Origin of the sequence: Noviherbaspirillum galbum (assembly GCF_010974945.1) — a bacterium.
Taxonomy (GTDB): Bacteria; Pseudomonadota; Gammaproteobacteria; order Burkholderiales; family Burkholderiaceae_D; genus Noviherbaspirillum; species Noviherbaspirillum galbum.
Map to the genome: position 1 here is coordinate 1 of NZ_JAAIVB010000008.1, position 17,793 is coordinate 17,793.

15 protein-coding genes are annotated in these 17,793 nt (G+C 64.3%); 5 read left to right on the top strand and 10 right to left on the bottom strand.

Annotated elements, in window-relative coordinates:
* Positions 1-292 precede the first annotated feature (292 nt).
* The gene (locus G3574_RS01130) at positions 293-1,654 is read right to left on the bottom strand and encodes an ISNCY family transposase (protein ID WP_163960411.1); all 1,362 of its coding nucleotides are present in this window, start codon (positions 1,652-1,654) and stop codon (positions 293-295) included.
* 378 nt (positions 1,655-2,032) lie between these two features.
* Here G3574_RS01130 and G3574_RS01135 point away from each other — a divergent pair, with 378 nt between their 5' ends.
* Positions 2,033-2,302: a hypothetical protein gene (locus tag G3574_RS01135; RefSeq protein ID WP_163960054.1), complete on the top strand. Its 270-nt coding sequence runs from the start codon at positions 2,033-2,035 to the stop codon at positions 2,300-2,302.
* Positions 2,303-2,322: 20 nt separating this feature from the next.
* Here the strand turns inward: G3574_RS01135 and G3574_RS01140 are convergent, their stop codons facing one another.
* Both G3574_RS01140 and G3574_RS01145 read right to left on the bottom strand, forming a co-directional pair.
* A complete protein-coding gene (locus G3574_RS01140) occupies positions 2,323-2,592 on the bottom strand; it encodes a hypothetical protein (protein WP_163960047.1) in 270 nt (89 codons plus the stop codon).
* Positions 2,593-2,612: 20 nt separating this feature from the next.
* Positions 2,613-3,581 carry a Gfo/Idh/MocA family protein gene (locus tag G3574_RS01145; protein WP_163960056.1) on the bottom strand — a complete coding sequence of 323 codons (969 nt, stop codon included), beginning with the start codon at positions 3,579-3,581 and terminating at the stop codon, positions 2,613-2,615.
* Positions 3,582-3,806: 225 nt separating this feature from the next.
* Here G3574_RS01145 and G3574_RS01150 point away from each other — a divergent pair, with 225 nt between their 5' ends.
* Both G3574_RS01150 and G3574_RS01155 read left to right on the top strand, forming a co-directional pair.
* Positions 3,807-4,268: a DUF2844 domain-containing protein gene (locus G3574_RS01150; RefSeq protein ID WP_163960058.1), complete on the top strand. Its 462-nt coding sequence runs from the start codon at positions 3,807-3,809 to the stop codon at positions 4,266-4,268.
* Positions 4,265-5,542 (top strand): DUF3443 domain-containing protein, encoded by a 1,278-nt coding sequence (locus G3574_RS01155; protein WP_163960059.1) that lies wholly within the window; start codon positions 4,265-4,267, stop codon positions 5,540-5,542. The genes G3574_RS01150 and G3574_RS01155 overlap by 4 nt, the downstream gene beginning before the upstream one ends.
* Positions 5,543-5,571: 29 nt before the next feature.
* Here the strand turns inward: G3574_RS01155 and G3574_RS28745 are convergent, their stop codons facing one another.
* From G3574_RS28745 to G3574_RS01185, 6 genes are all read right to left on the bottom strand, one after another.
* On the bottom strand, positions 5,572-7,131 hold the full coding sequence (locus G3574_RS28745; RefSeq protein WP_328804683.1) for a methyl-accepting chemotaxis protein: 1,560 nt from the start codon (positions 7,129-7,131) through the stop codon (positions 5,572-5,574).
* A gap of 173 nt (positions 7,132-7,304) precedes the next feature.
* Positions 7,305-7,547: a GlsB/YeaQ/YmgE family stress response membrane protein gene (locus G3574_RS01165; RefSeq protein ID WP_163960061.1), complete on the bottom strand. Its 243-nt coding sequence runs from the start codon at positions 7,545-7,547 to the stop codon at positions 7,305-7,307.
* Between the two features lie 137 nt (positions 7,548-7,684).
* Entirely contained in the window at positions 7,685-8,482 is a 798-nt protein-coding gene (locus G3574_RS01170) for a hypothetical protein (RefSeq protein WP_163960063.1), read from the bottom strand.
* A gap of 141 nt (positions 8,483-8,623) precedes the next feature.
* A complete protein-coding gene (locus G3574_RS01175; RefSeq protein WP_163960065.1) occupies positions 8,624-9,106 on the bottom strand; it encodes an outer membrane lipoprotein in 483 nt (160 codons plus the stop codon).
* 103 nt (positions 9,107-9,209) lie between these two features.
* Entirely contained in the window at positions 9,210-11,783 is a 2,574-nt protein-coding gene (cphA, locus tag G3574_RS01180; protein WP_163960066.1) for a cyanophycin synthetase, read from the bottom strand.
* Between the two features lie 89 nt (positions 11,784-11,872).
* Complete coding sequence (locus tag G3574_RS01185; RefSeq protein WP_163960068.1) at positions 11,873-14,056, bottom strand: cyanophycin synthetase; 2,184 nt, start codon at positions 14,054-14,056, stop codon at positions 11,873-11,875.
* Positions 14,057-14,370: 314 nt separating this feature from the next.
* Between G3574_RS01185 and G3574_RS01190 the strand changes: the two genes are divergently transcribed.
* Positions 14,371-16,638, top strand: a complete 2,268-nt coding sequence (locus tag G3574_RS01190; protein WP_163960070.1) for a cyanophycin metabolism-associated ABC transporter — start codon at positions 14,371-14,373, stop codon at positions 16,636-16,638.
* Complete coding sequence (locus G3574_RS01195; RefSeq protein ID WP_163960072.1) at positions 16,635-17,099, top strand: cyanophycin metabolism-associated DUF1854 family protein; 465 nt, start codon at positions 16,635-16,637, stop codon at positions 17,097-17,099. The genes G3574_RS01190 and G3574_RS01195 overlap by 4 nt, the downstream gene beginning before the upstream one ends.
* A 33-nt stretch (positions 17,100-17,132) precedes the next feature.
* Here G3574_RS01195 and G3574_RS01200 read toward each other — a convergent pair whose 3' ends face one another.
* A complete protein-coding gene (locus G3574_RS01200; RefSeq protein ID WP_163960074.1) occupies positions 17,133-17,759 on the bottom strand; it encodes a glutathione peroxidase in 627 nt (208 codons plus the stop codon).
* Between the last annotated feature and the right edge of the window lie 34 nt (positions 17,760-17,793).

A 17,793-nucleotide genomic window follows, 5' to 3' on the forward strand; every position in this document is an offset into this window, starting at 1 on the left:
CATCGTGATCAGTCCATGGTTCGCCATGGCGGAACTCCTTGAAAGGAAAGGAAGTTCCAGCTTGACCTAGCCAGAAAATGGACATTTGAATCTGGCTAGATTGAGACATTTTAAAATGGCTCCCACACGCAATGTTGCAACCATTTTCAGATGTCCCACCTGCAGCCGTTTTCAAATGTCCCGGTTATGCATCGGGGTTTCCAGCAAGCAGCCGCGACAGCGGAATGGGCGTAAGGGCAGGGTAGGGTTTCCCTACCTCGACCACCAGCAAGATCGCGGCGGACGGTACAATTCAATGCAGCAAGTTGCTATGGAGCGCCCGTTCCAGATCCTCGGCACCGAGCTGCCGTTGCCGCTTCTTTCCCGCCGCTGCTTTCACCCGGGATGACGGCTGCCCGCGGTTCGTCCGTACCGGTACATCGCCGCGACTACGCCGGTCATCACGCTGTTGCTGCACAGCCTCGACCACTTCCAGTACGTGTCCAAGCCGCTTGTTCTCCACGATCGCACCTTGATCAATTTGTGGCAGGCGATCATAGGTTTCATACGGAACCACGACGCCCGCGGCACGGATTTCAATGTGCCCGTCCGGGTATTCATAGAAATCGATGTACTTGCCAATCAGCTTGCGGTTGGCCTTGGAGTCTGCAATCAGATAGATCGTCTTATCGTATTGCAACGTCAGCACGTGCGACACCTTGCGTTGCTCGCGCCAGGTAAAGATCGTGTTCAGGTCTTCGCCTTGCAGCAGTGGCCGATGCGCGTCCCAGTCGTTGCGCGGTGGTTTGGCGAAGCGCTTGTTGTGGTCAGCGACGTAAGAGGGCGCATACGCGTTGGCGGCCTCCATCGACGAGATGCCCTGCAATCGCAATTCCTTCACCAGCCGGTCCTGCAGTGTTAGATTGGCCCGTTCTACGCGCCCCTTGGCCTGGCTGCTGTTGGCGCAAATGCTCTCGATGTTGAGCTCATAAAGCGCGCGTCCGAACTGCGTATGACCATCCCCGGAGGTCGCGTGTTTGGCGTTGCAGCGGAAGACGCTGGCCTGGTCACTGTAGAACGCCTGTGGTTTGCCATGCAGTTCAATGTAGCGCCGCGTCGCTTCGTAATAACTGAACGTGGACTCCGACGGCGTAAAGTGCAGGTGCATCAACCGACTGGTGGCGTCGTCGATATAAACGAGAAGCGTGCAGGCCGGTGCCCGGTCCTCAAACCAGCGATGGTCGCTGCCGTCGATCTGAATCAGCTCGCCAACACAGTTGCGGCGGTTCCTTGGTTGATAGATCGACCCAGAACGCAGAGCACGAGGAATCCAGAGGCCAGCGTCGCTCATCAGCCTGCGCACCGTTTCCTTACCAAGAACGATTCCGTGCACTTCACGCAGCTTCTCGCAAGCCAAGGTCGGTCCAAAATCAGCGTACCGTTCGCGGATAATGTTCAGCGCCATCTGCGCCAGACCTGACGCCAGCTGCCGGTGGCCACGCTGACCGCGCTGTCGGTTCACCAGTCCAACGACGCCATGTTCTCGGTACCGCTGTAAAAGCCGGTTGACTTGGCGTTTGGTGAGCCCGAGTCGCTGCGCAGCCGTCGCTGCCCGAAGATTGCCGTCGATCACTGCCTGCAGTGTCTTGAGCCGGTCGACTTCGCGCATACTCATGGTGATGACTCCGGAACTGGCCATGGCGTCTCCTGGATCGCTGTGGGAACAGCTTCCAGCCTAGGTCGCCAGGCAGGCTATCATTTGTGCCAACCGGGACATTCTGATTGGGCCCGTTCGGGACATTCTAATTCGGGCGCTACACGCAAATTACGCATAATTATTCTTATGTAAAATAGCCAGTGTTATCCAAGCCACTAAAGCAGTTTCCGCCATGTCATGGATCGAACAAAGCTTATCCACTAACCTGTATATTATTTTTACCTTCTGGCCTTGCAGTTGCCACCCGCCGGCGAACCGGACAAACCTCCGGCTGTGTAGGCCGGAAGGTTTGGAAGACATTGTCGCTTCAGGTTCGATCCATGAAAGGAGCGCGAGATGAAACTGCAGGATACGGATGCCAGGCTGAAACTCATGCTGGAGGCATTGAGCCTGGACTTGCAAGGTGAACTCGAACAGATCGATGCTCGGCTCAGGACAGCCGCCTGCCCGCTGGCCGAGTTGACAAGGCGCGACGCGATGAAGCGCGCCTACATACAAGGATTCGCATGTCTTGCCCTCGGGCGCTGCGACGTCGATGAGGTGATGGAATGGCTTCGCGGCCTGCATGAATCGTTTCCCGCCCCACCTCCACGGCATCTTCACTAGAACCCATATTCAACCTGTTCTCAGCCCGGCTGTTTCGGCACGTCGATCCTGGTAACGCCGCCTGTCACTGCAAGCGGATCGCTAGCGGGAAAGGTCAGCTCGACTGCATCGTCGAGCGAGTCTTCCTGCCTCTGGTCCGGGTCGCCCGATGCGAGGTCGCGCTGGGTGAGATCCCGGTAGGCCGCGTCGTCAGGCGTAAGATCCTTCGGCGTTTCCACCACCGGATTGTCGCCCGGTGATGATGTCTCTGGCGCCTGGTCCTGGCCGGCGCGGCGCGTGTGACTGGACATGGTTTCTGCTCCTTGGTTGATCATTCCACGTAGGCCGGCGCCGCGATCCGCTTGCCGACGAGGAAGGCGTCGGCCACGATGCGCAGCGGCGAGAAGTCCGCGTCCGAACGCCCCTGAACCACCAGTTCGCGGAAGTGCGCGTAGAGTCCGGGATATTCGGCTTCCTTCTCCTGGCGCACCACCTTGCCATCCACCTCGAGAATGGTGCCGCCCATGTGCAGGGCCAGTCGTTCGCCTTTTGCCGATTCGACGGCGATGCTCCAGGTCTGCTGGTTCTCCTGCAGGAAATCGTATTCGGCGCGGATCGGCACGCCCTCTTCCGTAACCATGTCAAGTTCCGCCTGGATCGGCGCATCGCGGTTCTCGGGAACATGCAGGTCGGCCTTGCTGACGATGATGGTGCCGCCGAGGATACGGGTCAGGATGGAGAGCGAGTTGATTCCCGGATCGAACACGCCCATGCCGCCCGGCGCAAAGATCCAGTTCTGGCCGGGATGCCATTGCCGCACGTTTTCCTTCCAGGTGATCGTTACCTGGCGAAGCTGCCGGTGCATGATCCAGTCGCGGGCGGCTTCGACGACCGGCGCGAAGCGCGAATGCCAGCTTGCCAGCAGGCTTACCCCATGCCGCTCCGCGAGCAGACGGATGGACTCGGCTTCGCCCAGCGTGGCGGCCGGCGGCTTTTCGAGAAAGACGTGCCGGCCCGCCGCGATCGCTTCGCAGGCGATCTCCCGCCGGACTTGCGGCGGCGTGCAGATCGAGATCGCCTCGATTTCCGGATGGGCGGTCAGCATCTCGCCCAGGCTTGGATAAGCCTCGATGCCTTCGGGCCTGCCGCGCGGCGAACTGCCGGCGACGAGTTCGAGGCCCGGGTTGGCCCGCACGGCGGGAATGTGCTGGTCAATGGCAATCTTGCCGAGGCCGACGATGCCTATCTTCAGCGGTTGATCGGGGTTTCTGCGCGCTTGGCGCGTCGTTGTCGTTGCCATGATGGTTGGATTGCGGCCCTGGTTGATGTCGCGATGGAAGGAACAGGCGTGCCAGTGAGACGAGCATGCCGATTTGACAGTTCCCTTGATCGGCTCGATGCCGCCGACCGTACGACCAGATCAGCTTTCCGGGAGATGGCTGTATTGCGCCGAGAACTAAACGCGCTTTCATTGTCGAACCAACCAGAAGCAATCTTAACGAAATGCATATCCGAGGGGATGGCGATGGCAATCATCCGGCTTTATCCTGCGCTGGCCTTGCTGTTCGGCGCCATGTTGCTGTGCAATTCCGCCGGGGCGGCGCTCGGGGAAAGGCTGTCGCCGGAGGCGCGAGGATCGACGGTACAGCGCGCCGTCCAGCCTGGGTTGCGGTCGTCGTCGGGTGCTTATTCCTTGAATGAATACGTGAACGCGGCCGGCACCACCATCCGTGAATACGCCGGCGCCGACGGCACGGTCTTCGCGGTGAGCTGGGACGGACCGGCAAAACCCAACCTGCGGACCCTGCTGGGCGCGCACTTCGCGGAATTCACCAAAGCGGCGAGCAGTGGCGGCGGACATCACCGCGCCAGCGTGGACAATGACCGCCTGGTCGTTCGTTCCACCGCGCATGCGCGCAATTTCTCCGGGCTGGCTTATCTTCCTTCGGCGGTTCCCGAAGGCATCACCGTGGAGGACCTGCAATGAGGCCGATGGATCTGGCAATGCGCGCCCTGGCGCGTGCTTGGCGTGTCTTGCTTGGCGGCGTGCTGGCGGCCAGCCTTCTTGCCGGTTGCGGCGGGGGCGGCTCGTCCAATCCGGCGCCATCGGCCCCGGCGGCGGGAACCACGCCGGCTGCCACTGGCGGCAATGGCGCCGCCGCGACCCAGGCCGCGGGCGGCAACGTTGTTCCGGTCACGATCAGCAGCAGCCTCAGTTCCAGCCCCAACCTTCCCTTCGTGAACGTCACCATCTGCGTTCCCGGCACCGCGACATGCCAGACCATTGACAGGATCCTGGTCGATACCGGCTCGATCGGACTGCGGGTATTCGCCTCTGCGCTCAACCCTGCCCTCGCCTTGCCCGCGCAGCTCAGCGCGAACGGCCTGGCGCTGGGCGAATGCACGCAGTTCGCGGACGGCTTCACCTGGGGACCGGTGCGCCAGGCGGACTTCCGCATCGGCGGCGAACAGGCGTCCAACCTGCCGGTGAACATCCTTGCCGACCCGGCCTTCAACGAGGTCCCCGTCGCCTGCTCATCGGGCGGCAGCGACATCAACAGCGTGTCTAGCTTCGGCGCGAACGGCGTGCTGGGCGTGGGTTTGTTTGTTGAGGATTGCGGCCCGGGCTGCGAGCGCAGCGCCGATTTCGAGACCTACTACGCGTGTGGCACGAATTGCGAATCGGTGGCTCTCGCGCTCGCGAATCAGGTCCGCAACCCGGTGGCCTCGTTCGCGCGCAACAACAACGGCGTGATCCTGAGCTTTCCCTCCGTGCCCTACCCCGGCACCGCGTCGGTCACCGGGGCGATGACCTTCGGCATCGGGACGCAGCCCAACAACGGACTCGGGGCCGCCACGGTGATCACCGTGAGTCCGAATACCGGGTACTTCACGACCGTTTACAAGGGGCGCAGCTTCTCGCGCGGCTTCATCGACAGCGGTTCCAATGGGATCTTCTTCCGCGATACGACCATCGCTCGCTGCCGCACCAGCTTCTACTGTCCACCGCAGACGCTGAACCTCAGCGCCGTCAACCAGGGGACCAACGGACAGCAGAGCACGGTCACCTTCGACGTGGTCAATACCGATGCGGTATTCAGCCAGGATGCAAGCATCGGCGTGGTGCCGGGACTGGCGAGTTCCCTGTCGAGCACGACGACCTTCGACTGGGGCCTCCCCTTCTTCCTCGGACGGAACGTTACCACGGCGATCGATGGCCGCGCCACGCCGGCAGGGAACGGTCCGTACTACGCCTACTGAGAGGCGATCCGGCAGCGAGTGTGCAACTGTCAGGTACGGAAAGTCTGCGCCATGTCGGCCAGCTTGCCGGCCTGTTCGCGCAGCGCCTGCGCGGTTGCCGCGGCCTCCTCGACCAGCGCGGCGTTCTGCTGGGTAGCCTGCTCCATCTGCGACACCGCCTGGTTCACCTGTTCGATGCCGGACGCCTGCTCCTGGCTGGCATTGGCGATGTCGCCGATCAGGTCGCGCACCTGCTGCACGCTGTTCACCACCTCCTGCATCGTGGCGCCGGCATTGGAAACCAGCTTGGTGCCGGCATCCACCTTGTCGACCGAATCCGAGATCAGCGCCTTGATTTCCTTGGCAGCGCCCGCGGAACGCTGGGCGAGGTTGCGGACCTCGGCCGCCACCACCGCGAAACCACGTCCCTGCTCTCCTGCCCGGGCCGCTTCCACCGCGGCATTCAGGGCGAGGATGTTGGTCTGGAAGGCGATGCCGTCGATCACGCTGATGATGTCCACCACCTTGCGAGACGATTCATTGATCGAATCCATGGTCAGTACCACGTCGCCGACCACCTCCCCGCCCCTGCGCGCCACGTCGGACGCTTCCGACGCCAGGTTATTGGCCGACATGGCGTGTTCGGCATTGTTGCGGACGGTGGAAATGAGTTCTTCCATCGACGAGGCCGTTTCCTCGAGGGCGCTGGCTTGCTGTTCGGTGCGGGAGGAAAGATCGAGATTGCCGTCGGCGATCTGGGTCGCCTCGGAAACGATGGTCGTGGAGGCGGTCTTGATCTCGCCGATGATCTTGTGCAGGCTCTGCGTCATGTCGCTCAGGGCGCGCATGAGTTCGGCCGTCTCGTCCTTGCCGCGCGGGATGATCTTGCGCGACAGGTCGCCGCTGGCGACTTCCTGGGCGAAGCGTACCGCGTGCCCCAGCGGATGCGTGATGCCGAAGACCATGAACCGGGTCAGCAAGCCGCCGATGACCAGGGCCGCGACGGCGACGATCACCAGGATGGTGCTCGCACGGGAGTAGTTGGCATCGTCGTCGGCCATTTGCGCGGCGCTCGCGGCGCGGGCATGGTCGGCGACCGACTGCACGATGTCATCGAGCTGCTTCGTGGGTTCGCGGTCCATGCCTTTCACGAGCTTGTCGACGACCTGGGCGCTGTCCGGCTTGGCCGGGTCGAACTGTCTTAGTGCCTCGAGGTATTTCGCCTGGAGATCGGTCAGCGATTTTTGCGCCGCGACGATAGCCTTGGGATCGAAACCGCCTGCCACGGCCTGTTCCTGGAGTTTCGCGAGGCTTTGCTGCGCCACCTTGCCTTCGGCGACGAAAGCGTCCTGGTATTTCTTGAACTGCGCCTCGTCATTGCCGCGCAGGAGGATGTTCTTCCATTCCTGGATCTGCACCTTGAATTGCACTTGCGCGTGGCGCGACGTGTCGATCATTCCGGTGAGGGTGCCGGCCTGCGCCAGCGACTTGCCCATGCCCTCGTGGGAATGGCGCAAGGCTATCCAGCCGACGCTGCCGATGATGATCATGAAGACGAACAGGATCGATGAAAGGAACGCGAGACGCGTCCCGATGCGGTAATTGGTCAAGGCAGGCCCCCCGGCGATTTTTCTCGTGTATGACAACCATCATCAATACCGAATTTATAGCACGGTGGCAACTGATTCCGAAGATTTTTCTGTGATTGTTATGGGCGGCTAATTGTTATTCCGCCGCCAGGCACGTATTCGCACCCTGCGAGGTTGCCGGGATGCGATGAGGCTCAAGCACGGCGGATGAGCCGAAGCAGGAGTACGAGAAGGATGGCGCCGACAGTGGCGACGACGATGCTGCCAAGCATCCCGCCGTCCGCGGAAAAGCCGACGGCCCGGAACAGGAAGCCGCCGATGAAGGCGCCGACCACGCCCACGACGATGTCGCCGACGACCCCGAAGCCGCCGCCCACGATGGCGCCGGCCAGCCAGCCGGCAATCAAGCCCACGAGGATGAACCAGGCGAATTCCATCTTCCCTCCTTGAGTCCTGAATTGTGAAGCGAGCCAATCCGGCGGAATGGTGCTCGCCGCTTCAGGTTGGGATGCGGAAGATGGCGTGTGGTTCTTGCATTGTTACTACGAATTGCGACGTCGCAATCCGAGCCATGTCACTGATCAAATTCCACCGGGACACAGGCAAGGCGTCCCGGATGTGCCTGCCTGTCGGCTTCCTCGCGGCTGGAATGCTGGGTCAGGATGAACCGTTCGCGCCCCATGGGATCGGGGTTCCGATAGACGTTCACGTACAGCCGCTGCTGGTGCGGAACATTCTCGAGGAAAGGCAGGCCATGCTCGGATATGCGGCCGTCCACCGTGAACAAGGTCACGACCTGGTCGTCGCCGATGTAGCCGTGCACCTTGTACACCGGATGGCGCGCGCGGATGGTGATGATTTCCACCGGTTGCTTCGTCGTGATGGTGCGGACCGGCTTGCTGAGGTCCAGCGCGGGCAGGTCGGACTCGCCATGCTCCTCGGCCGGCGCATCGGAAAAATGGGGGCGGGGATGGCGCGGCGCGTCTTCTCGCACCGCCTCGTGCCCACCATCGAAAGCCGGTTCGATGTCGGGTGCGGGCCGTCTCTCGGTGGCGCGCAGGGTCGGCGTCTCGTCCAGGCCGGGATCCGGATCCGCGGCGAATTCCATGCGGAAGGCGTCATCGAGGCGCGGTTCGGCGCGCGTACGCGTCGCGTCATTGCGCATCGTGGCCGGTTCCTGCGGCGGGATCTCGATCCGGCGCCCGCCGCTGGGCCGCATGCGCTCCCGTTCCCGTGCCGGGCGTGCCGACACCGGGGGCTTGTCGAAAGTGCGTTTCTGGACGCCGAAAGCCACTTCGTAGTTGTAGAGCTGTGCGTCCGTCATGTCCGGGTAGGGCGCGGGATGCCCGCCATCGATCGTTTTGTATTTCATCGTTGGTTCGCGCCGTCCCAGGACCGAATCAAGAATGCCCACGGCAACCTCCTGAATGCGTTCAATCTCTTGCCAGCAATTTGACCCTGCGGCCTGGGCACGGTTCGTGCGGTAGTGGGTGGGTTTGTGGCTGAGGGTTGATCAATAGCGATAAGCGGCGTTGTTGTCGACGCGCACGCGGCTGCCGACCTGCAAGCCGGCGATGTCCGACTGGCGCAGCGTGCGGTATCCGCCGTTATCGAGGCGGACGTCGAGCAGGTAGGCGCCCGCCTGCTGGCCGTTGCGCTGTTCCATCTGCGCCCCGAGCATGGCGCCGCCGGCAACGCCGGCCACCGTCGCCGCCGCGCGGCCCCGGCCATTGCCGACCTGGTTGCCCAGCAGTCCGCCGACGACGGCGCCAAGGATCGCGCCGCCTGCGCCGTTGCTGGCGCTCGGCTGGTCCATGCGTATCGCCTCCACCGTGCCGAGGGTGGCATAGGCGGAAGAGGCGTTATAGACGGGAATGGAAGATGGGACGGTAGCGGCGCTGCCCTGGGTGGCGGGATAGCCGTAAGGCTGGGTGGCGCAGGCGCTCAGGACGAGCGCGGAAACGAGAATCGGGATGAAGAAAGTCGGCGTTTTCATGGGAGCCTCGTGGTGTAAAGGTGTCCATGTAACGCCTCTATCGCAAGCCCGTCGACGGCGATTTGGTAAGGGATGAAACAAGGTGTTTCATCCCTCCGCCATTTTATTGAGCCTCGGCAATGCGTTGCTTGATGTGGGCAAGCGCCTCTTCCACCTGATCCACCAGGATGAGGCAAAGGTCGCCCGGCTGCAGGGCGGCCAGCGCGGTGTCGATCGCCAGGAACTCGCCCATGATTTCATGGATGTCGGCGGCTCGCTTCGCGCCGTTCAAGCCTTGGCGCAGCAAGGACAGGACCTCGCCGTCCGCGCGTCCGCGCTGGCAGGCATCCTCGTACAGCACCACCTGGTCGAAGGCGCCGCCGAGGATCTCGGTCTGCCGGCGGATGTCTTCGTCGCGCCGGTCGCCGGCGCCGCTGATGACGACCGAGCGGCGCTTGGCGGGAATGCTGTCGACCGCGTTCACCAGCGCCTGGATGGCGTCGGGATTGTGGCCGTAGTCGGCGATCAGGGTCGCGCCCTTGTAGTTGAAGAGGTTGAAGCGTCCGGGCGCGGTATCGGCATCGCTGACGAAGCTCGCGAGGCCTTGCCGGATGATTTCCCAGTCGATGCCCAGGGCCCAGACCGCGCCGATGGCGGCCATCGCGTTTTCCACCTGGAAGCCGATGAGTCCCTGGCGCGTCAGCGGAATGCCGGCCAGGGGCAGGCGCTGCTGGAACGTGCCCTCGAGCGCGACGATGTCGTTGCCGTCGCGGTAAACCACGCGTCGGCCCTTGGCGCGATGCGTCGCCATGATGGGCAGGTGCCGGTCGTTGGCGAAGAAGGTGACCGAGCCCGGGCAGGTCTTGGCCATCCTGGATACGTGCGGATCGGCCGCGTTCAGCACCGCGGTGCCGTGCTTCGCGACGTTCTGCACGATCACGCGCTTGACCACGGCGAGGTCCTCGACGGTGCTGATGAAGCTCAGGCCGAGGTGGTCGCCGACGCCGATGTTGGTCACCACCGCGACGTCGCAGCGGTCGAAGCCGAGACCTTCGCGCAGGATGCCGCCGCGTGCGGTTTCGAACACGGCAGCGTCGACGTCCGGGTGCATCAGCACGTTGCGCGCGCTGCGCGGGCCGCTGCAATCGCCGGTATCGATGCGGCGATGCTGGATGTACACGCCATCGGTCCCGGTCATGCCGACGCGCAGCTTGTTGCAGGTGAGGATGTGGGCGATCAGGCGGGTGGTGGTGGTCTTCCCGTTGGTGCCGGACACGGCGACCACCGGGATGCGGCCGTCGTCGCCTTCCGCATACATGTTTGAAATGATGGCGTCGCCGACCGCGCGGCCCTTGCCGAAGGATGGCTGCAGGTGCATGCGCAGGCCGGGCGCGGCGTTGACCTCGACGATGCCGCCGCCCTGCTCTTCCAGCGGCTGGATGACGTTGTCGCACACCACGTCGACGCCGCAGATGTCGAGCCCGACCATCTGCGCCGCCTCGACGGCGCGCGCCGCGACTTCGGGATGAACGTCGTCGGTGACGTCGGTGGCGGTGCCGCCGGTGCTCAGGTTGGCATTGTTGCGCAGGATGACGTGGGCGCCCTTGTGCGGCACGCTGTCGGCATCGAAGCCGTGCCTGGCGAGCACCGACAAGGCGATCGCGTCGAGGCGGATCTTGGTCAGGGAGGTGGCATGGCCGTCGCCGCGCAGCGGGTCGCGGTTGACCTGCTCGACCAGTTCGCGCACGGTATGCACGCCGTCGCCGATCACTTGCGGCGGCGCGCGGCGCGCGGCCGCGACCAGCTTGTCGCCGACTACCAGCATGCGGAAGTCATGGCCCGGCAGGTAGCGTTCCACGATCACGTCGGAGCTGATGTCGGACGCGGCGGCGTAGGCGGTCAGCACTTCGTCGCGCGTGCTGATGTTGACCGCGACGCCCTTGCCCTGGTTGCCGTCGCGAGGCTTGACGACGACGCGTCCGCCAAGCTCGCTCGCGACCTTCCAGGCGTCTTCCGCGCTGGTGACGGAACGGCCCTTCGGCACGGGCACGCCGGCCGCGTCCAGCAAGGCCTTGGTGAGTTCCTTGTCCTGCGCGATGGCTTCGGAAATGGCGCTGGTCATGTCGGTTTCGGCGGCCTGGATGCGGCGCTGCTTGCTGCCCCATCCGAACTGCACCATGCTGCCTTCCGTGAGGCGGCGGTACGGGATGCCGCGCTTGACGGCGGCGTCCACGATGGAGCCGGTGCTCGGGCCGAGGCGGATGTCCTCGTCGAGTTCGCGCAGTTCCGCCAGGGCGGCCTGCAGGTCGAAGGGGGTGTCTTCGAGCGCGCTGCGGCACAGGGCTTCGGCGGTCTCGAAGGCGAGGCGGCCGACGGCTTCCTCTGTGTATTCGACGATCACCTGGTAGACGCCGTCCTCGACGGTCTTGACCGTGCGGCTGAAGGCGACCTTGCAGCCGGCCTGGGCCTGCAGGCCGAGGGCCGCGCTTTCCAGCACGTGCGCCAGGGTGATGCCGGCCGGATCCTGCGCCGGCTGCAGGAATTCGATTTCCGGGAAGCGGGCGCGCAGCCGGGCTTCGAAGCCGGGGAGCTGCGCGATCGATCGCTCTTCCGGCGTACAGGCAACGATGCCTTCAATGGCGGTGTGGCGGCTCCACAGATTGGGGCCGCGCAGGGCGCGGATGCGCGAAATTTCCATTGGCGATTTCCTCTGTTCCCGTTGCGTGCCGCGACCCTTCGGCGGGCCTGCGTGCCAAGGCGCAACGGGTTATCCCGTGATGATTGTTATTATCTGGCCGTTGCCGGCGCAAAGTCGTCGTCGAAGGTCTCCAGCCCGGTCCGGATGAGATCGGGCGGAACGCCGGCGGCCCACGCGGCGCCAACCGCCGCGAGGATGTTTTCGAGCCGGTCCGGCCAGACGTTGGACGCCGCCAGCGGAATGTCCGCCAGCTCGCAGATCGCGGATTCTTCCGCGCCCACCGACAGCACCACCTGCTCGCCGCGCACGTACACCGCGCGTCCGCCCTGCTCGCGCTGCGCGGCGAGCACAGGCAACTCCGGATCCATCGCGAAATACACGACCTCGCCGTCGCACAGCGGGGCCAGCGCAACCACGTTGGGGTCGGCGGCATTCAGCACCGCCGCGCCTTCGGGCAGCACCACGTCCACTTGCGTGCGCATGACCTTGATCAGGCGCTCGAGGTCGTCGACATGGAACTCCGGCAGCAATTCGGCGGTATCGATGTTGGTGACCACGCCGACGAGGCAGCGGTCGTAGGCCAGGCCTTCGGCCAGGATGGAGCGCGGCCCGTTCTCGAACACGCCGCCCTCGACCGCGCGGTTGATCAGCACGCGGTGGCCCGATTCCCAGTTGGCGCAGTCGTTCCTGTCGATCAGGCGTTCGTTGAAGTACAGGCCGTCGCTGCAGGCCACGCCGGCGTAGAGGCCATGCAGGTTCATCAGGCGCCCGACGAGGCGCGCCACCATGGTCTTGCCGCGGCTGCCGCCGACGCCGACCACCGGGATGCGGCCGCTCTCGCTGGCGTCGAACAGGTGGTTGACAATGGCCCGGCCGACAGGGCGCGGCTCGCCGCTCGCCGGCTTGAGGTGCATGAGCAATCCGGGGCCGGCATTGATTTCCACGATCGCGCCCTGCTGTTCATCCAGCGGACGCGAAATGTCGCGCGCGACGAGGTCGACGCCGGCGATGTCCAGGCCGACGATGCGCGCGGCCAGCGAGACCAGCGCCGCGACCTCGGGGTGCACCCGGTCGGTAACGTCGAAGGCGACGTTGCCGTTGCGCTGGATGAGCACTGTGCGGCCCTTCTCGGGAACGGCATCGCCGGTCAATCCCTGGCGGCCCAATTCGAGCACCACGGCGGGATCATCCTCGAGGCGAATGACGTTGAGCGGAAAATCCTCGGTCGTGCCGCGGCGCGGATCGGTATTGATCTGGGAATCGATGAGCTGGACGATAGTGGAGACGCCGTCGCCGGTGACGGTCGCGAGTTCCCCTTTCGCGGCGGCAACCACTTCGCCGCCCACCACCAGGAGTCGATGCTCGTCGCCGGGAATGAAACGCTCGACCAGCACGTCGCTGCCCTCGGCATCGGCCAGATGGTAGGCGGCTTCGATTTCCGCGCGTACGCGCAGGTCGGTCGAGACGCCACGCCCGTGGTTGCCGTCGGAAGGCTTCACCACCACCGGCAGGCCGATGTCTTCGGCGGCGTCCCAGGCGTCTTCCGGGCTGTTCACCATGCGGCCCTCGGGCACCGGTACGCCGCAGGAGGCCAGCAGGCGCTTCGTCAGGTCCTTGTCGCTGGAAATGCTTTCGGCGATGGCCGGGGTGCGGTCGGTCTCGGCGGTCCAGATGCGGCGCTGGCAGGCGCCGTAGCCAAGCTGGACGAGGTTGCCGTCATTGAGGCGGATGGAGGGAATGCGGCGATCGGTCGCAGCATCGACGATGCAGGCGGTGCTGGGACCGAGGCAGAGGGAATCGACCATGTCGCGCAGGGCGGCGACCGCGGCGTCGACGTCGAAGGGCGTATCGTCGATTGCCGCCATGACGAGGTCGCGGGCCGACTGGAGCGCGGTGCGGCTGACCTGTTCGTGGCGGGCGCGGACCGCCATCTTGTACACGCCGCGGGTGCTGGTGCTGCGGGTCTGGCCGAATCCGGTCTGCATGCCGGCCAGGTTCTGCAGCTCGATCATGACGTGTTCCATGACATGCCCGGCCCACGTGCCCTCGCGCAGGCGCTGCAGGAAGCCGCCGCGCTCGCCGACGCCGCAATGGTGTTCCATCAAGCCGGGCAGCCAGGCGGTGAGTCGTTCGTAGAATCCGGGAATGGTGTTGGACGGGGCATCTTCGAGTTCGCCGATGTCGAGCCAGGCTTCGATGACCGGCCTGTACGTCCAGATGTTGGGGCCCCGCAGCGGTATCACATTGATAATGTCAATGTTTCGTTTATTCATGGTTGGTGCATGCAGCGTCGTGGGCGCCTGAGAAAATCACAAGTCCAGATAACGCAATGCAAGGTGATTGGTTTACGTGGAGCCGAAAGAAAATGCCAGTCGGTAATATACTACGGCCACCGTGTTTCAGTTGTTGACAGTCATGGGCAAACGCCCCTATAAGTCTCCGTTTGTCCACACTTGCCGCGCCAGGCCGGCGGCAGTTGCGCAACGAGCCACATTATCCGCCACATCGATCAACCGGCCAACGCCGGCCGGCGTTGTTGTCGGGTCACGCCTGACACTCCTGTCGAATCGAGAAAGAACACAACCGCATGTCGTCACCCAGCATTATCCTTCCCGATCCCTGGAATTCCGAGATCCGTGCCCGCCTCGGGGACGGTGAGCAGCTCCTCGGGTTCGTCGAGATCGACCTCGACGCCCACCTGCACTTCAGGCAGGGGCTGGTCGCCGCCACCAACCGGCGCCTGATGGCGAAGGCTCCCGGCGCCGCCCAGTGGGAGGACTGGCCCTACCGCAAGGGGCTGGAGCTGGTCCATCATGACCATGCCGGTGTCGGCACCCTCGAACTTCATGACGAGCATGCGCGCCTGGGCACCTGGCGCTACACGCTGGGACACAATCCGTCCGCCCTGCGCCTCATCGAACACGTCGAATCGCACCGCGACGCGCTGGTCGCGGGCCAGGCCGTCAGGCCGCCGGAAAAGCCGGTGTGCGCGAGCTGCAAGGCGACGCTGCCCGACGACTCCGACGACTGCCCGGTGTGCACCAAGGAAATCTACACGCCGCCTTCGACCTGGACCCTGTTTCGCCTGTGGCGCTTCGCCCGGCCCTATCGCGGCCAGCTGCTGGCCGGATTCCTGCTCACCCTGATCAGTACCGCCGCCCACCTGATTCCGCCCTACCTGACCATGCCGCTGATGGACAACGTGCTGATTCCTTACCAGAACGGCCAGCCCATCAACGTCCAGCTCGCCGGCCTCTATCTTTCCGGCCTTCTTGGATCCTCCCTGCTGGCCTGGGCCCTGGGATGGGCCAAGACCTACATCCTCGCCTTGGTCAGCGAACGCATCGGCGCCGACCTGCGCACCAGCACCTACGATCACCTGCTGCGCCTCTCGCTGGAATATTTCGGCGGCAAGCGCACCGGCGACCTCATGGCCCGCATCGGCTCGGAGTCCGACCGCATCTGCGTCTTCCTCTCGCTCCACCTGCTGGACTTCGCCACCGACGTGCTCATGATCTTCATGACCGCGGCCATCCTGGTGTCGATCAATCCCTGGCTGGCGCTGGTCACCCTGCTGCCCCTGCCCTTCATCGCCTGGATGATCCACGTCGTGCGCGACAAGCTGCGGCATGGCTTCGAAAAGATCGACCGCATCTGGGGCGAAGTGACCAACGTGCTCGCCGACACCATTCCCGGCATCCGCGTGGTGAAGGCTTTCGCCCAGGAAAAACGCGAGTCGGCCCGCTTCAAGGAAGCCAACGCCCACAACCTCGCTGTGAACGACCGGGTAAACAAGGTCTGGTCGCTGTTCTCGCCGACAGTGAGCCTGCTGACCGAGATCGGCTTGCTGGTGGTGTGGGGCGTGGGCATCTTCCAGGTGTCGCGCGGCGAGATCACGGTCGGCGTGCTGACCGCCTTCATCGCCTACATCAGCCGCTTCTACACGCGGCTCGATTCCATGAGCCGGATCGTTTCCGTCACGCAAAAGGCGGCGGCAGGCGCGAAGCGCATCTTCGACATCCTCGACCACGTCTCGAACGTGCCCGAGCCCGCCAATCCGGTGAAGCTTGAAAAGATCGAAGGCCGCATTGAACTGCGCAGCGTCGGCTTCCGCTACGGCAACCGCGCGGTGATCCGCGGCGTGGACCTGGCGATCGAGCCGGGCGAAATGATCGGCCTGGTGGGCCACAGCGGTTCCGGCAAGAGCACCCTGGTCAACCTGATCTGCCGCTTCTACGACGTTTCGGAGGGATCGATCCGCGTCGACGGCGTCGATACCCGCTCGTTCGCGGTGTCGGATTACCGCCGCAACATCGGCATGGTGCTGCAGGAGCCCTTCCTGTTCTTCGGCACCATCGCGGAAAACATCGCCTACGGCAAGCCGCACGCGACCAGAGAGGAAATCGTTGCCGCCGCGCGGGCCGCGCACGCCCATGAATTCATCCTGCGCCTGCCGCATGGCTACGATTCCCTGGTGGGCGAACGCGGCCAGACGCTGTCCGGCGGCGAGCGCCAGCGCATCTCGATTGCCCGCGCACTGCTGATCGATCCGCACATCCTCATCCTCGACGAGGCGACCTCGTCGGTCGATACCACCACCGAGCGCGAGATCCAGAAGGCGCTGGACAACCTCGTCCGGGGCAGGACCACCATCGCCATCGCGCACCGCCTGTCCACCCTGCGGCGGGCAAGCCGGCTGGTGGTGCTGGACAAGGGCCAGATCGTGGAGGTCGGGCAGCATGAGGATCTCCTGGAGCGCAAGGGCCATTACTATCGGCTGCACCAGGCGCAGGCGAGGCTGGCGGAGAACGAAGCCGCCGGCCAGGAAACCATGTCCGACGAGGTGGCAGCATGAGCGCATTCACGCTTTACCGGAACAGCTTCGGCCGCCTGGTGCTGGAAACGCCGGATGGCGAACGCCACGAAGGCGTGGTGCCGGTGCGCGCCTTCCCGATCGCCGCGCCGCACGAGGGCCTGTCGCTGGTCAATGCCGACGGCAGTGAACTGGCCTGGCTGAATTCCCTGCAAGATCTCGGCCCCGAGGCGCGCGCGCTGGTGGAAGAAGAACTCGCCAGCCGCGAGTTCCTGCCCCAGATCTCGCGCATCGCACACGTGTCGAGCTTCGCGACGCCCAGCACCTGGGACGTGGAGACCGATCGCGGCCCCGCGCGCTTCGTGCTGAAGGGTGAGGAAGACATCCGCCGCGTCGGCCAAGGCAGCCTGCTCATCGCCGACAACCATGGCGTGCAGTTCCTGATCAAAGACCTGACCGCGCTCGACAAGGGCAGCCGGAAAATCCTCGACCGTTTCCTCTGACAGGACAAGGCCGCTGGCCGGCCTGCCCTTGCCTCAGGACTTCTGCGCGAGCGCCTTCTCGATCGCGCCGAGCAGCTTCTTGTCGTCCGGCGTGACCAGGCTGGAGTAGCTGTCGACCACCTTGCCGTTGCGGTCGATCAGGTACTTGTAGAAATTCCACTTCGGCGCGGTCCCGGTGATCTGGGCAAGGCGGGCGTGCAGCGGGTTGGCGGCCTTGCCGGCGACCGATGACTTGGAGAACATCGGAAACTTCACGCCATAGGTGTTGTAGCAGAAGTCCGCGATCTGCTTGCTGTCGCCCGGCTCCTGGCCACCAAAGTCATTCGACGGAAATCCCAGCACCACCAAACCCTTGGGGGCGTAGTCCGCGTAGAGTTTTTCCAGCCCCTCGTACTGGCTGGTGAAGCCGCAATAGCTCGCGGTATTCACGACCAGCACCACCTTTCCGGCGTAGTTGCACAGGTTTTGCGGCGCATCATCCTGCAGCCGATTGAAACGGTAATTCAGGATGGCCGGGCAAGCATTGCTCGTGCCGCCGCCCGCTGCCGCTGGTGCAGGCGTCGGCGCGGGCGATGCCCCCTGGGGGGCGTTCCCCTGGGCCTGGGCCGCATGGAATGACAGGGTGCATGACAGGGCTGCCGCCAGCAGGATCGGTCGCATCGATGGCTCCATGGTGAATGAAAGGGAATGACTG